Genomic DNA, 15,446 nt, shown 5'->3' on the forward strand with positions numbered 1-15,446 from the left:
TCCTGACAAGGAGGAACCACTGACACACCGGTCGGCTGTGGACCGGTCCTCGACTTGCACGTGATCGGCCTGTGGACGACGACGCGCCGTCCACAGGCCATTCTTCTGCCCTTGTCACGTCTTCACCGCCGGTGGTGGTCTGTCCCCATGGGACCGACATCTGACAAACGGAGCACAACGACACCGGGAATGCGCCACCGCGCCTTGGGGCAGACAGGGGAGGACCTGGCCGCAGATTTCCTGCAGAGGCAGGGAATGGTCATCATCGAACGCAACTTCAGATGCCCACGGGGAGAGATCGACATCATCGCCCGAGACGGTGAAGCCATCGTCTTCGTCGAGGTGAAGACCCGCAGAACCCTCGCGCTCGGGTCTCCGCTCGAGGCCGTGACCGGGGCGAAGCTGAGACGGATCAGAATGCTCTCGGGCATCTGGCTGCGCGGGCAGAGCGAGTTCTACCCCGCCACCCGCATCGATGCTCTGGGCATCGTGATGGAACCCGAACCCGACTACTCACATCGGCGCAACGTGCAGGTCGACTCGTGAGTGAAGAAGCGAAGCTCAATGTGATCGGGCGTTCTTCGGCCGTCGCCCTCTGGGGACTGGCCGGCAAGATCGTGTCGATCGAAGCCTGCGTCAGTGCCGGTCTGCCGGGAATCGACATCGTCGGTCTGCCCGACGCCTCCGTGAGCGAATCCCGGAAACGACTTCGCGCCGCACTTGCGTATCTGGGGATTCCCGTTGCCACGCAGCATCTGACGATCAATCTCACTCCAGGCTCCGTGCCGAAGATCGGTACCGGATTCGACCTCGGAATCGCTGTGGCTGTGCTCAAAGCCCAAGGAGTCATCAGCCAGACGGACACAGAAGAGATCATCCACTGCGGTGAGCTCGGCCTCGACGGGCGAATCCGGCCGGTCAACGGGGTGCTGCCGAGCCTGCACAGCGGTCTGCAGGCCGGGTTCGAACGGTTCGTCGTACCCGTCGGCAACCGTCAGGAAGCCGACCTGCTCGGCGGCGCCAGAGTCAGAGCCGTCACCTCGTTGGCCGAACTGATCAACATCTATGGGGGACAGCTCAATGTCCCGATGCTGCCGCCGGTCGTTGACGCCGAGACTGCCAACCCCGAAACAACCGAACTCCACGACCTCGCCGAAGTCCAAGGGCAGGCCGAAGCACGGTTCGGACTCGAAGTCGCAGCAGCCGGAGGCCACAACCTGCTGATGCGGGGCACACCGGGAGCCGGGAAGACTCTGCTGGCACAGTGTCTGCCGGGAATACTTCCACCATTGGACGCCCCGCAAGCGGTCGAGGTGGCAGCGGTACGCTCGCTGCGGGGAGAGCTGCGCGGCAGCGAAGGACTCGATCACAGACCGCCGTTCGAGGCGCCCCACCACCGCAGCACCGCCTCGGCGCTGATCGGCGGGCGTAGACCAGGGTCGATAGGAATTCTCAGCAGGGCCCACCGGGGCGTGCTCTTCATGGATGAAGCGCCCGAGTTCTCACGAGACGTTCTCGAAGCACTGCGCCAGCCGATGGAGGCTCGACAGGTCCACATCCACCGGGCATGGGGCTCCATGGTGCTCCCGGCCTCCTTCCAACTGGTGCTGGCGGCGAACCCCTGCCCGTGTGGGGCCGGAATGCGCGGAGCCGAATCCACCTGCCGCTGCACTCCGATGGACAAACGCCGGTACCGCAACCGGCTGTCCGGCCCGCTCCTGGACAGAGTCGACCTGCAGCTCGAACTGTTCCCCGTCTCTCCGGCCGACATCCGCCTCGGAGGGACACAGGAGGACAGCGCAACCGTCGCCGGACGAGTCAGACATGCACGGAAGAGGCAAGCCGATCGGTACGTCGACTGCGAGTGGACGCTGAACTCGAACGCTCCCGGAGCCTGGCTACGTGAACACTTCCGCCTGAACCCGAACAGCCTGCGCGACCTGGACAGGGCACTCGACACCGGAAGGATCACCATGCGCGGCTACGACCGAGTGCTCAGAGTGGCAACGACCCTGGCCGACCTCGAGGGGGCAGAGGCTCCGACTCCGGACAGAATCACGACGGCGCTCGCCCTGAGGACGCAGGACTCATGAGCGAGGTCGGCAGCGGTGAGATTCGAGAGGCCGTGGCCGCGCTGTTGAGGATCGGAGAACCCGGCGACGGGCTGCTCGCCGATCTCGTCGCCGAGCTCGGACCGATCGCAGTGCTCGAACTGATCAGTGCGGTGGCCGCAGGAAAGTCATCAGCAGTCGAAGTCGCCGAAAGCCTGTCGGCGGCCGTGACTGCAGTCTGCGGCAGCGGACAGCTCGGCGCAGCATTCGACCGGTGGGCCGTGCGTGGCGAGGATGCGCAGGGACATCGAGATCTCGAAGCCGTGCACAGACTGGGCGGGCGGCTCGTCATCCCCAGCGACGGCGAATGGCCGTCTGCTCTCACGGACCTGGGACCGGCGGCTCCACTGGGGTTGTGGGTCCGAGGCGAGGCGCGGCTCAACGCAGCTCTGCAGTCGGCGGTCGCCATCGTCGGAGCACGTGCGGCCAGCAACTACGGCACCAAATGTGCCTCGGACCTTGCCTGGGATCTGGCCGCGAAGGGACTGACCATCGTCTCCGGCGGAGCCTTCGGCATCGATGCGGCCGCACACCGGGCAGCCATCGCCCGGGAAGGCACCACGATCGCCTTCATGGCCGGGGGAGTCGACCGCTTCTACCCGGCGGCGAACACCGAGCTGTTCCACCAGGTGCTCGAGCGTGGTGCGATCGTGTCCGAAACCGCTCCCGGGATGACACCGATGCGCCACCGCTTCCTGCTCCGCAACCGGCTGATCGCCGCCTCGGCCCAGGCCACCGTCATCGTCGAAGCCGGCTGGCGCAGCGGAGCCCTCAATACCGCCCGACACGCTCTCGAACTCTCGCGCGAAGTCGCGGCATTCCCCGGTTCCGTGTACTCGGCATCATCGACGGGAACCCACAGGCTCATCCGCTTGCACGAAGCGGAGCTGGTGACCAGCTGCGAGGACGTCGTCGAACTCATAGGCGGGGCAGAACCGACTCTGTTCGACGGCGCGAGCCTGTCATCTGAGCACCCCGGCCGTGCAGCTGCCGATCCGATCGATGACCTCGCCGAGCGGGAGAAGATCTGTGCCAATGTCCTCTCGGCGACCAAGGCACTGGACGTCGGAACCGTGGCAGCACGGGCTGGGCTGACGGTGCCGAACACGCTCTCCGCGCTCGCCGTCCTCGAACTCGCCGGCTTGAGCGCCCGCCGTGAATCAGGCTGGGTCAAGCTGCGCCCACAGACATGAGTCGTGGAGAAAGGTCCCCCGCTGGGCGCAGACGATCGCGTAACCTGGAGCTGTGACCCAACCGATGACCATCGCCGAGGTGGTGTCCGGCTATGCCGACCACCTGAGATCCCGCGATGTCTCCGCCCACACCTCAAGGGCCTACATCGCCGATGTCACAGACTTCTTCGAGCACGCGGCCCACACACCGACCGCCCGTTCCGGTCCCCACGCCGCCGAGTCCGGGGTGGGCGACATCGATCTCAACGACCTGCGTGCGTGGCTCATCACGCTCGACGACGCCGGCGCGGCGAAGTCGACGGTGGCCCGCAAGATCGCGGCCGTGAAGTCCTTCTTCGCCTATTGCGTGAACCATCAGGGGCTGACGAACAATCCGGCGGCGCGGCTGCGGACTCCTAAGAAGGACTCTCGCCTTCCCACCGTGCTCAAACCTCAGCAGGCCGCCGCTCTCGTATCCCCGCAGCGTGCTTCCCACGCCGAGGCCGGCACCAGCGATCCCATCGAGACAGCCAAATGGGCCAGGGACGCGGCCATCCTGGAGATGCTCTATGCCGCGGCAGTGCGCGTATCGGAGCTGACAGGACTGAATCGCAGCGACGTCGACCACCAGCGTTCGATGATCACCGTCCTGGGCAAGGGCGACAAGGAACGGCGGGTCCCATTCGGGAAGCCCGCCCAGTCGGCCCTGCAGCAGTGGCTGAACCTGCGGGAGACGTTCGCGTCGACCACCAGCGGTGATGCACTCTTCCTCGGTGTCAGGGGCGGCCGCATCGGAGCCAGACAGGTGAGGGAGCTCGTTCATCGCCACGGCTCCGATGACCCCAGCGCACCTGATATCGGCCCGCACGGACTTCGACACTCGGCCGCTACACACATGCTCGACGGTGGAGCGGATCTGCGACAGATCCAGGAGCTTCTGGGACACTCGACCATGAGCAGCACACAGATCTACACTCACGTGTCGATGCAGCGGTTGCAGGAGACCTATCGGCAGGCGCACCCGCGAGCCTGATCGCAAAGGGCCCGATCATGCCGTCATGTTCGGAACTCCCAGTGCCACGGCTCGGGCAGTGACCCGGACTGCCGGGCCCAGCCCGGATGGATCCAACCGAACTTCGGAGCATTGGCACGCATCCACTGATGCTCGGCGCTGCCGAAGGAGTTGATCCCGCCGCCCAGGTCGACGGCCAGCGCCCACCCGTGGTTCGAAGTTCCCGGAGTGGCCGCCATACGGCCCTTGCGCTTCTTCAGGATGACCTGGGTGTCGTAGTCCCGGTAGGCATCCGTGATGGAGATCGGAGTCGAAAACCTGGCCTCATAGGCATGGGACATGCGGTCGAACGCCGCCTGAGCATCGCAGCGCAGCATCTGTCCCGGCGCCGAGGTCAGCGAGCACATCGCAGCCGCCGGAATCCGTCCATTGCCATGCCCACCCCAGGCGCCTGCGCCCGAGGTCGTGGAGTCACCGGCATGGTCCTTCGCGGGCTTGCGCGACAGCGGCAAGAGGATCGACTGCTCCTGCCCGAAGAATCCTGCCGGATCGAGGTACTTCTTCTCTCCCTCGGACTTCCAGACACCGATGTGCAGGCACGATTCGTCACAGTGGCCGCCCTCGGCGACCGTTCCGATATTCGCGCCGGCGGCGAACTTCTCACCCTTCTTCAATTCCGACTCCGCAGGTTGGAAGGAGACCACGTATCCGGAGTCCGTCTCGATGCTTACGGTCGAAGTGCCGGCAACAGAGCCGCGGAAGCGAATGGTACCGGCGGCTGGGGCCCGCAGCGGTTCACCACTGATCGTGAGAACATCGATGCCTCGGTGGCCTTTCAACCATGCCTCCGTGGGCGGATCGAAGGCCTCGACGATCTCCATCGCGGGGACAGGAGTGACCCAGCTGGTCTGTTCGTGGGGACCCGGTTCGGCAGATGCCGCCGAGAACGGCGCCCCCACCTCGGCGACGGTGAAGGCGAAGACCATCAGGCTCATGATCGCGATGAGACGCACGCCGCGAGACACAGACGAACGTTGATTCCAGCGAGACGCAGACGAACGTTGATTCCAGGTGGGCCGGAAGGTATTCGGAGAATCGGCGAAGAAGTCCATGAGCCCATGCAAGCCGGGTCGCTGCCGGATGTCAGGCACTCGAACTCGGCCTGTGGACGGTACCCTCACATCCACAGATGAAACGAGCACGAGTCGGGCGGCCATCCACAGGAGAGGACGCGCGAGCAGCTGCCCGGGCTGCCTGATCAGACAGCCCGGGCAGCTGTGAGCGTGAGGAGGCTGGGGCAGAACCGACGATGGTGTATCTGCGCAGCGCGAGGATATCCACACATGATCGGACTCGACTCGGAGGAGACTGCCTCTGCCGAGCAGTCGCAATGTTGTCGAGGACTCGGAATGCTGTCGACGGTGTGATGGTGCTCATTCGGCAGGTGCCCGATCGATTGGAAAAGGCTTGGGCAACCGGGATAGACTGGCCTCAGCAGAAGCGTGTCTTCTGACTACGCGTATTCGATCTCTTCTCCATCCCATGGTGCAAATAGCTTGCAAAGGCGAATTTGTGGGGCGGATGAACCGGATACCAGGAATCAACCGAAAAGGTCACTGTTGCCGACGGCTCATTGCCGGCGGTCAGCACTGACGTAAAAGCGCCTCACGGCGCGAGAGAAAGGAGGGCGTCGGCATGGCCGTCGTCACCATCCGCCAGCTGCTCGACAGCGGCGTTCACTTTGGACACCAGACCCGTCGTTGGAACCCGAAGATGAAGCGCTTCATCTTCACCGAGCGCAACGGCATCTACATCATCGACCTGCAGAAGTCGCTGGGATACATCGACAATGCATTCGAGTTCGTCAAGGAAACCGTCACCCACGGTGGCTCGATCCTCTTCGTCGGCACCAAGAAGCAGGCGCAGGAATCGATCGCCGAACAGGCCAAGCGCGTGGGCCAGCCTTACGTCAACCAGCGTTGGCTCGGCGGTATGCTCACCAACTTCCAGACCATCTCCTTGCGTCTGCGCCGCCTCAAGGAACTCGAAGAGATCGACTTCGACGACGTTGCAGGCTCCTCGCACACCAAGAAGGAACTGCTCATTCTCCGTCGTGAGAAGGACAAGCTGGAGAAGACCCTCGGTGGTATCCGCGACATGCAGCGGACCCCGTCGGCTGTCTGGATCGTTGACACCAAGAAGGAACACCTGGCTGTCGACGAAGCACGCAAGCTGGGCATCCCGGTCATCGCGATCCTCGACACCAACTGCGATCCTGACGACGTCAACTACCCGATCCCGGGCAACGACGACGCCATCCGCTCGGTGTCCCTGCTCACCCGCGTGATCGCCGACGCCGTGGCAGAGGGCCTCATCGCCCGCCACTCCTCGGACGACGACAGCGGAGAGAAGAACGTCTCGGCCGTCGAGCCGATGCCCGAGTGGGAGCGCGAACTCCTCGAGGGCAACGCTCCCGCCTCTGAGGAAGCTGCCGCTCCGGCTGCAGATCCTATTGAGACGCCTGCCGCTGATGCCGCTGCTGCGGCTGAAGAGGCGACCGACGAGCCCCCAGTCGAGGCTGCTGCCGAGGCCGCTGACAAGGCGACCGAAGCGCCCGCCGCTGAAGCCGCTGCAGACTCCACCGAGTCGACCGAGTCCTGATTTTCCATAACTCCACCATCCTGAGGAGAAAGAATGGCAAACTACACTGCCGCTGATATCAAGGCACTGCGCGAGAAGACCGGCGCCGGAATGATGGATGTCAAGAAGGCTCTTGACGAAGCCGACGGCGATCAGGCGAAAGCCATCGAGGTCCTCCGTGTGAAGGGTCTCAAGGGCGCCACCAAGCGTGAAGGTCGCTCCACTTCCGACGGTCTCGTGGCCACACAGGTCGAGGGCGGCGTCGGGACGATGATCGAGCTCAACTCGGAGACCGACTTCGTTGCGAAGTCCGATCCCTTCGTCGCACTCGCCGACGAAGTTCTGGGCCTGGCCGTGTCCAGCAACGCCGATTCGGCCGAGGCTGTCCTCGAGTCCACGAAGGACGGCAAGCCCGTCTCGGAGTTCATCACCGAAAGTGGTGCGACCCTGGGCGAGAAGGTTGCCCTTCGTCGCGTCGGACGTCTCGAAGGCGCAAGCGTCGAGTCCTACCTGCACCGGACCAACAAGGATCTGCCCCCTCAGGTGGGCGTCCTGCTGGCCTACGAAGGTGACGACTCCTCGGTTGCCCACGATGTCGCCGTGCACATCGCTGCGATGAGCCCGAAGTACTTCTCCCGCGAAGAGGTCCCCGCCGACCTCGTGGAGAACGAACGTCGCATCGCTGAGGACACCGCGAAGAACGAAGGCAAGCCTGAGAAGGCTCTGCCCAAGATCATCGAAGGTCGCGTCAACGGCTTCTTCAAGGAGAACTGCCTCTTGGACCAGGGATTCGCCAAGGATCCCAAGCAGTCCGTGAGCAGCGTTCTCGAGGCCGCCGGCGTCAAGGCCACCGGATTCCTGCGCTTCCGCGTCGGAGCCTGAATCATCACTGACCGTTGAGCGAGTCGATCACCGACCCGCACAGCAGTCGTCTCGCTTGAGAGTGAACTCATAAGCGGCAGACGGGGTCGGACCAATCGGTCCGGCCCCGTTTTCGCTACACTGACACCGACGACTCATCCGGGCTCCAACCTGCCCAGACGGAAGAAGGACTAAATGACATCCACCCCGGTTCACGAATCCAGCTACGCCAGCAGACGCGTCCGCACCCATCGCCGCCGCGTGCTCCTCAAACTCTCCGGTGAGGTGTTCGGCGGAGGCAATATCGGAGTCGATCCCGATGTCGTGGCCGCTGTCGCCAGGGAAGTAGCTCCCACCGTCAACGAGGTGGAAGTCAGCATCGTCGTCGGCGGCGGAAACTTCTTCCGAGGAGCAGAGCTGTCCCAGCGGGGAATGGACCGCACACGTGCCGACTACATGGGCATGCTCGGAACCGTGATGAACTGCCTGGCTCTCCAGGACTTCCTCGAACAGACCGGAGTCGACACCCGCGTCCAGACCGCCATCCCCATGTCCCAGGTCGCCGAGTCCTACATTCCGCGCCGAGCCATGCGACACATGGAGAAGAACAGGGTAGTCATCTTCGGCGCCGGAGCCGGACTGCCGTATTTCTCTACCGACACAGTCGCCGCTCAGCGCGCCCTGGAAATCCATGCCGATGAGGTCCTCATCGCCAAGAACGGCGTCGACGGCGTCTACACCGCCGACCCGCACATCGACCCGGCTGCGGAGAAGATCGCTGAGATCACCTATCAGGAAGCGCTCCAGAAGGGCCTCAAGGTCGTTGACGCAACCGCATTCTCCCTGTGCATGGACAACAAGCTGCCGATGCACGTGTTCGGCATGCAAGGCGAAGGGAATCTGCGCAAAGCGATCGTCGGCGACAAGATCGGCACTGTAGTCAAATAGGTCCCCGGGCGCACCGTCTCCGGGACAACAGCACTCCGGGACAGTCGCACGTCGAAACACCCCCTCAAATGAGGTCCAGGACTCTTCCTGGACCAATAGAGTGGGGTATTCGTGACCTATGACCCATAGAATGAACCCGAAGCTCCCATCGACGGAAAGAGTGAGTCGTGATTGAAGAAACACTGGCCGAGGCCAGAGAGAAAATGGACAAAGCCGTGGAGTTCACGCAGGAGGACTTCTCGTCCATCCGCACCGGCCGCGCCAATCCCGCGCTGTTCGCGGCCATCGAGATCGACTACTACGGTGCACCGACACCTCTGCAGCAGCTGGCTTCGTTCCAGACGCCGGAAGCCCGCACGATCCTCGTGACTCCCTACGACCGGGGAGCACTCGGAGACATCGAGACCGCTCTGCGCAATTCGGACATCGGAGCGAACCCGGCCAACGACGGCAACGTCATCCGTGTCGTGCTTCCGGAACTCACCGAGGAGCGTCGCAAGGAATACGTCAAGATCGTCAAGAGCAAGGCCGAAGACGGCAAGGTCTCGATCCGCAACATCCGGCGTCATGCCAAGGAGACCCTGGAACGCATCAAAAAGGACGGCGACGCCGGTGAGGACGAGGTCGCACGCGGAATCTCCGAACTCGACGACCTGACGAAGAGCAAGGTCGACAACGTCGACAAGCTCCTGTCCCAGAAGGAAGCTGAGCTTCTCGAGGTCTGATGATCGCGTTGACCGGGTCAGGCAATCAAGCGTCCGATCCGGCTCCCCTCGGGGGGTCGGATTCGGATCCGCATGCCTCAAGCTCACAGACCCCATTCCCCAAGCGCAGAGATCTGCGTAACTCCGGTAAGGATTATTCGCCGGAAGATTCGGAGACGAACCCTGCCGCTGAGACCGGCCAGGACGTCCCCGAGGAGGCTCCGAAGGACTACGGCAAGGCCGGACGGAATCTGCCCGCAGCGATCGGCATCGGGCTGCTCATCGGCGGCATCGTCCTGGTCTCCCTGATCGTCTTCCCGATCTCCTTCCTCTTCATCATCCTCATCGCCATCGTCGCTGCGATGTGGGAACTGGCCAATGCCCTGTCCCGTTCGGGATCACTCGTGTCACGGTTCCCGACTATGGTGTCCGCAGCCTGCATGGTGGTGGCGACATTCGTCGGCGGTCGTGAAGCACTGTGGGTGACCTTCGCCGCCAGCGCCGGCGCCGTCATGCTCTTCACCATGGTCGAGCGACGCAAGAACGCGGTCAAGGACGTTTCTCTGTCCCTGTTCGCGCTGACCTACGTCGGCCTCATGGCCTGCTTCGTCGTCTATCTGCTGACCCAGCCCGACGGAAACCTCTACGTCATCCTCTTCCTCGCCAGCGTCGTCGCCTCGGATACCGGCGGCTACGTCTTTGGCGTCCTCTGGGGCAAGCACCCGATCGCGCCCAGGATCTCCCCGAAGAAGTCCTGGGAGGGCTACATCGGCTCGGTGATCTTCGCCGCCGCAGTCGCGACCATCCTCGCGCTGACTCTCTTCAACGCCCCATTCTGGACCGGACTGGTCATCGGCGTCGTCATCCCGGCATTCGCCACCCTCGGCGACTTCAGCGAATCGATGATCAAACGCGATCTCGAACTCAAGGACATGGGGACGCTGCTGCCTGGCCACGGCGGCGTCATGGATCGGCTCGATTCGATCCTGCCCACCGCCCCGGTGGCTCTGGTGATGTTCTCGGTCCTGCCCGGCTACCTCTGAGGGGCCGCCCCGGTCGGGCTCACACACGCCGTGGCGCGGTCGTGGCCGGTCGGGGACAGGGTCTCACCTGCCGTGGCTGCACACACATCCCACAAGAATTGCTCTCATGAGACAATGGGCGAGTGAGTTCTCAAGCAGGTAACAGGCAGACACGGCCCGTCGTCGAACACGCAGACGGCACGACATCGAAGACGCCGACGCGCGACGGTCGTCCGCTGCTCAATTTCAAATCACCGCGAGCCAGTCAGCCGAAGCAGCATCTGGCGGATATGACGATGGACGAACGCATCGAAGCGGTCAAGGAGATGGGACTGCCCGCCTTCCGCGCCAAGCAGATCTCGACCCATTACTTCTCGCACTACCAGACCGACGTCGAGTCCATGACGGACCTGCCCAAGGACCTGCGTACCGACCTGCAGGAGCGTTTCTTCCCCCACCTCCTGACCGAGGTCCGCCGCCTGCGGACCGAGAACGGCGACACGATCAAATTCCTGTGGCGCCTCTACGACGGTGCACTCGTCGAATCGGTGCTCATGCGCTACCGCAACCGCGTCACCCTGTGTGTCTCCAGCCAGTGCGGCTGCGGAATGAACTGTCCCTTCTGCGCCACGGGCCAGCAGGGACTGACGCGCAACATGTCCGCGGCCGAGATCGTCGAACAGGTCATCCGCGCCAACCAGGTCATCGCCGACGGCGAGCTTGCCGCGGCGCCCTCGGGGGACATGCCGGCCGAAGGGGAAACAGCTCTCGGTGCCGAAGCCGATGAGGCTCAGGGCGAATCATCTGAGGCCACGGTCGACGATTCGGGAGCGGCCGCCTCGGCGACGGGACCCGAACGTGTTTCCAACATCGTCTTCATGGGAATGGGCGAACCCCTGGCCAACTACAAACGGGTGATGAATGCGGTCCGCCGGTTCGTCGAGCCCGCACCGCAGGGGTTGGGGATGTCGGCCCGCCGAATCACCATCTCCACGGTCGGCCTGGTCCCCGGCATCAACAAACTCGCCGCCGAGGACATCCCGGTCACCTTCGCGCTCAGCCTCCACGCGCCCGATGATGAGCTGCGCGACGAGATGATCCCGGTCAACACCCGGTGGAAGGCCGATGAGGCCATCGACGCCGCATTCAACTACTACCAGGTGACGGGACGTCGGGTGAGCATCGAATACGCGCTCATCAAGGACATGAACGACCACCCCTGGCGCGCAGAGCTGCTGGCGAAGAAACTCAACGCCCGCGGACGCGGCTGGGTGCACGTCAATCCGATCCCGCTCAACCCGACGCCCGGCTCCGTGTGGACGGCATCTGAACCGGCGGTGGCGGACGAATTCGTGCGTCGGCTCATCGACCAGGGGATCCCGACGACCATCCGCGATACCCGCGGTTCGGACATCGACGGAGCCTGCGGACAGCTCGCCGCCGCCGACTGAGAAGTCGCGAACACACATTTTCCGGGTTCGCCATTTATCATGGTGGAAATGACCAATACGGCGATTCTCTTCTGGAGGCAACATGGCGGACACGACTTTCCCCCGAATGTCCGGATGGAAGAACGGCTACGACCCGAAACAGGTCGACAGCTTCTTCAAACGTGCGCGCGAATCCTTCGAACGTCCCACCCCGCAGCCCGGTGACCTCGACTCCCGTGCGGTGCGCACCGTCGGCTTCGACCTGGTGCGCAAGGGCTACCACGTCGCCGTCGTCGATGCCGCCCTCGACCGTCTCGAAGACGCCTTCGCGAAGCAGGCGCGTGATCGCCTCATCGCACAGTCGGGCCAAGACGCCTGGGTGTCCGAGCTGACGCGTGTGGCCGCGTCCCTGCGGGGACGCCTGGTGCGCGAACCCGGCGAGCACTTCGACAACCCGGCTCCCGGTGTCATCGGCTACGACATCGACCAGGTCGATGACATGTGCGAGAAGGTTAACGCCTACTTCACTCAGGGCGTGGCGATGAGCGTCGACCAGGTCCGCCGCGTCCTGTTCAAGACGGCCAAAGGCAACAAAGCCTACGACGAGGACCAGGTGGATGCCTTCATCGACCGCGTCGTCGAAGTGATGGCCTCCGTTGACTGATTTCCACTACTTCGAAGCACCCACAGACACCGCGGCCGGAACTCTTAACCCGGTGTTCGAGCTGCTCGACTTCCCGATCGTCATGGGCGGGGCAGATGACATCGTCCTGACCGGGCCGTCCCCGGACAAACCGATGGTCGACGGCCGCGAAGTCACCGACCCGCGTCTGGTCAAGGCCTTGTCGAAGCCCGTGGAAGTCGATCGCGCCGAGGTGCTCGATCGGAGTGCGAAGCTCGGTGGCATCCTCCGTGCCATGGGCATCATCGGCACAGAGAATGAAAGAATTGTCATCGCCGAGGATGTTCCGCTGATCGCTCGGGCGCTGAGCATCCTCGGAGCCGCCCGCATCGGTGCCAGTGTCGACGTGCGCTCCGGAGCCGCGTCATCCGCATCCTCTGCGGATACGGCGTCCGCTCAACTTTCGGCGCACGGGTCCGACGATGACATCACCTCAGTGCTCGTCCACACGATCGATGCCCCACCGATCAACTCCGGTCGGGCATCGGTGAAGGTCATCCGCTCCCGCTTCGAGGGAGTCGGCATCACCGTCGCAGGGGAGACGGCAAACATCGACCAAGCAATGCGAGACTCCCGAGTCGAATCAGCCGCAGTGGTCCCATTGGCACCGGACCGGGCCCTGATTGTCACAGACTTCGGAGCCCTCGACGCGGAATCCAGCCTGGAGTGGCTGTCCCAGGAGATACTCCCTGAGGCCTGACTCTGTCGGCCCGGATGAGACTGAGCGGATGAGCTGCGCCACTGTGGTTGCTCACCTGCGAAACGCGGGGTGCGTCTTCGCCGAGGACGAGGCCCAGATCCTGCTGCAAGCCGCGCAGGAATCGTTTCGTGACACGGCAGATCACGACATGGCGGACCGCGACATGGCCGACCGCCAGGAATCAACGAGCAGCCACCCCACCTTGGCCGAGCTCCTGGCCCGCCGCGTCGCCGGAGAACCTCTCGAACAGATCGTCGGGTGGGTCGAATTCGCAGGCCAGCGAATCGCCGTCGCTCCAGGCGTTTTTGTGCCCCGGCAGAGAACTCAGCTGCTGGCGACACAATCGGTCCTGGCTCTGAAAGCGGCCAGTGGCACGGCACGTTTCCTGGAGGCATTCTGTGGGGTGGGAGCCGTCGCCACCACGGTGTCTCGAACAGACCCAGGAACGCAGATCCACCTCGGCGACCACGATGAAACGGCACTTGACTGCGCGCGGATGAATGTCGGAGCCGAGGCCCACCCCCATCTGCTCAACACTCTGTCGGGTCTGCCGCAGACTCTGGCCGGCGGCTTCGACGTCATCTCCGCAGTTCCGCCCTACGTCCCGGACTCTGCTGCCGAGTTCCTGCCTCATGAGGCGCTTGACTATGAGGCTCCGACTGCTCTGTTCGGGGGAGCTGACGGGCTGGACCTGGTCCGCCGCCTCATCGGTGAATCACGTCAGTGGTTGGCGCCCAGCGGGGTGCTGCTCATCGAGCTCGGCAGCGAACAGCTGCACAGGGCAGCGGACTTCGCGACAGAGCTGGGCTTCAGCACTCGCAACACCCTCGGCGAGGACGAACAGACAGCGGTGCTCGAACTGCAGCTGCGCGACTGACCGCACGCGTTCAGCGGCGGCCAGCAGCGCCGCACCTGCCGCGAATCAGTTGGCGAAGGCGTTGATTCCTGTGAGACTGCGGCCCAGCGTGAGCTGATGGACCTCGTGGGTGCCCTCGTAGGTGAGCACGGTCTCGAGGTTGACGGCGTGACGCAGCGGTGGGTATTCGCTGGTGATGCCGGAACCGCCGAAGAGTGCGCGCAGGTCACGGCACACGTTCATCGCAGTGTCGACGTTGACCATCTTGCCCAGGCTGATCTGCTCGGGACGCACACCCTGCTCCGAATCCTTGATCTTGCCCAGATGAGCGGCGAGCAGAGTGATCTGCGAGTACTGGCCGAAGGCCTTCGCGAGCTTCTGCTGACTGATCTGGAATGAGGAGAGCGGCCGGTCGAACTGAACACGGGTGCCCGTGTATTCGAGCGCCGACTGGAGAGCATCGCGTGCGGCGCCGGTGACGCCGAAGACGATTCCGTAGCGGGCTTCGGACAGGCAGGACAGCGGCCCCTTGAGACCCTTGGCTTCAGGCAGCATGGCGTCTTCGGGCAACCGGACGTTGTCGAGGACGATCTCGCCGGTGATCGAGGCCCGCAGGGAGATCTTGCGGTGGATCTCGGGAGTCTGGACACCCTCGGTGTCACTGGGGACGACGAAACCGCGGACGACTGGTTCACCCTTGGCGTTGGTCTCCTCGGTCTTGGCCCACACGACCATGACATCGGAGACGGGGGAGTTCGTGATCCACATCTTCGCGCCGTTGAGGATCCAGTCGGATCCGTCCTTCTTCGCCGTCGTCTTCATACCCGAGGGGTCGGAGCCGACATCAGGTTCAGTCAGACCGAAGCAGCCGATGGCCTTGCCTGCCGCCATCTTCGGCAGCCACTCTTCCTTCTGCGCCTCGGAACCGAAGTGGTGAATGGCGAACATGGCAAGGGATCCCTGGACCGAGACGAGAGAGCGCAGACCCGAGTCCACGGCTTCGAGTTCACGGCAGGCGAGACCGTACTGGGTGGCGGTGGACCCGCCGCAGCCGTAGCCGTCGAGGTGCATGCCCAGCAGCCCGAGCTCGCCGAGTCCCTCCGCGAGCTCCCGGGCGGGGATCGTGGCGTCGAGGAAGTAGTCGCCGATCTTGTCGCGGACGTTCTCATCAAGCCATTTCTTCACGATCGACGCGAATTCGAGGTCATCGTCCTCGAAGATCGAATCCAATCCCAGAATGTCGTCGGGGCTCAGCACTGCACTCATAAAAACCTCTCTCGCCATTGATTCGCATTGCATATCTCACGT

Annotated in this window: 15 protein-coding genes; 13 read left to right on the forward strand and 2 right to left on the reverse strand. The window is 63.8% G+C overall.

Features of this window, described 5'->3' with window-relative positions:
• Positions 1 to 147 precede the first annotated feature (147 nt).
• Genes BLT92_RS16330 through BLT92_RS16345 form a run of 4 tightly spaced genes read left to right on the forward strand, consistent with a single transcriptional unit; the run spans position 148 to position 4,316 of the window.
• Complete coding sequence (locus BLT92_RS16330; protein ID WP_092107265.1) at positions 148 to 546, forward strand: YraN family protein; 399 nt, start codon at positions 148 to 150, stop codon at positions 544 to 546.
• Positions 543 to 2,093, forward strand: coding sequence for a YifB family Mg chelatase-like AAA ATPase (locus tag BLT92_RS16335; RefSeq protein ID WP_092107267.1), 1,551 nt, complete (start codon positions 543 to 545; stop codon positions 2,091 to 2,093). The genes BLT92_RS16330 and BLT92_RS16335 overlap by 4 nt, the downstream gene beginning before the upstream one ends.
• Positions 2,090 to 3,304 carry a DNA-processing protein DprA gene (gene dprA, locus BLT92_RS16340; RefSeq protein ID WP_092107269.1) on the forward strand — a complete coding sequence of 405 codons (1,215 nt, stop codon included), beginning with the start codon at positions 2,090 to 2,092 and terminating at the stop codon, positions 3,302 to 3,304. The genes BLT92_RS16335 and dprA overlap by 4 nt, the downstream gene beginning before the upstream one ends.
• Positions 3,305 to 3,356: 52 nt before the next feature.
• Entirely contained in the window at positions 3,357 to 4,316 is a 960-nt protein-coding gene (locus BLT92_RS16345) for a tyrosine recombinase XerC (RefSeq protein WP_092107271.1), read from the forward strand.
• 23 nt (positions 4,317 to 4,339) lie between these two features.
• Here BLT92_RS16345 and BLT92_RS16350 read toward each other — a convergent pair whose 3' ends face one another.
• The gene (locus BLT92_RS16350; RefSeq protein WP_231938884.1) at positions 4,340 to 5,290 is read right to left on the reverse strand and encodes a D-alanyl-D-alanine carboxypeptidase family protein; all 951 of its coding nucleotides are present in this window, start codon (positions 5,288 to 5,290) and stop codon (positions 4,340 to 4,342) included.
• Between the two features lie 700 nt (positions 5,291 to 5,990).
• On the opposite strand from BLT92_RS16350, the gene rpsB reads away from it, so the two are divergent.
• The 9 genes from rpsB to BLT92_RS16395 all read left to right on the forward strand — a co-directional run bounded on the left by rpsB (position 5,991) and on the right by BLT92_RS16395 (position 14,159).
• Entirely contained in the window at positions 5,991 to 6,956 is a 966-nt protein-coding gene (gene rpsB / locus BLT92_RS16355) for a 30S ribosomal protein S2 (RefSeq protein WP_092107275.1), read from the forward strand.
• Between the two features lie 33 nt (positions 6,957 to 6,989).
• Positions 6,990 to 7,817, forward strand: a complete 828-nt coding sequence (gene tsf, locus BLT92_RS16360; RefSeq protein ID WP_092107277.1) for a translation elongation factor Ts — start codon at positions 6,990 to 6,992, stop codon at positions 7,815 to 7,817.
• Between the two features lie 174 nt (positions 7,818 to 7,991).
• Entirely contained in the window at positions 7,992 to 8,744 is a 753-nt protein-coding gene (gene pyrH / locus BLT92_RS16365; RefSeq protein WP_092107279.1) for a UMP kinase, read from the forward strand.
• A 167-nt stretch (positions 8,745 to 8,911) separates the two neighbouring features.
• On the forward strand, positions 8,912 to 9,469 hold the full coding sequence (gene frr, locus BLT92_RS16370) for a ribosome recycling factor (RefSeq protein ID WP_092107281.1): 558 nt from the start codon (positions 8,912 to 8,914) through the stop codon (positions 9,467 to 9,469).
• Complete coding sequence (locus tag BLT92_RS16375; RefSeq protein WP_092107283.1) at positions 9,469 to 10,491, forward strand: phosphatidate cytidylyltransferase; 1,023 nt, start codon at positions 9,469 to 9,471, stop codon at positions 10,489 to 10,491. The genes frr and BLT92_RS16375 overlap by 1 nt, the downstream gene beginning before the upstream one ends.
• Before the next feature lie 122 nt (positions 10,492 to 10,613).
• Positions 10,614 to 11,921 carry a radical SAM protein gene (locus BLT92_RS16380; protein ID WP_092107285.1) on the forward strand — a complete coding sequence of 436 codons (1,308 nt, stop codon included), beginning with the start codon at positions 10,614 to 10,616 and terminating at the stop codon, positions 11,919 to 11,921.
• Between the two features lie 82 nt (positions 11,922 to 12,003).
• The gene (locus BLT92_RS16385; protein WP_092107286.1) at positions 12,004 to 12,564 is read left to right on the forward strand and encodes a DivIVA domain-containing protein; all 561 of its coding nucleotides are present in this window, start codon (positions 12,004 to 12,006) and stop codon (positions 12,562 to 12,564) included.
• Positions 12,557 to 13,282, forward strand: coding sequence for a hypothetical protein (locus BLT92_RS16390; protein ID WP_092107288.1), 726 nt, complete (start codon positions 12,557 to 12,559; stop codon positions 13,280 to 13,282). Before BLT92_RS16385 ends, BLT92_RS16390 begins: the two co-directional genes overlap by 8 nt.
• A 28-nt stretch (positions 13,283 to 13,310) precedes the next feature.
• The gene (locus BLT92_RS16395) at positions 13,311 to 14,159 is read left to right on the forward strand and encodes a methyltransferase (RefSeq protein WP_092107290.1); all 849 of its coding nucleotides are present in this window, start codon (positions 13,311 to 13,313) and stop codon (positions 14,157 to 14,159) included.
• A 45-nt stretch (positions 14,160 to 14,204) separates the two neighbouring features.
• Here the strand turns inward: BLT92_RS16395 and BLT92_RS16400 are convergent, their stop codons facing one another.
• A complete protein-coding gene (locus BLT92_RS16400) occupies positions 14,205 to 15,404 on the reverse strand; it encodes an acyl-CoA dehydrogenase family protein (RefSeq protein WP_092107292.1) in 1,200 nt (399 codons plus the stop codon).
• Between the last annotated feature and the right edge of the window lie 42 nt (positions 15,405 to 15,446).

Origin of the sequence: Brevibacterium picturae (assembly GCF_900105045.1) — a bacterium.
GTDB classification, from domain to species: domain Bacteria; phylum Actinomycetota; class Actinomycetes; order Actinomycetales; family Brevibacteriaceae; genus Brevibacterium; species Brevibacterium picturae.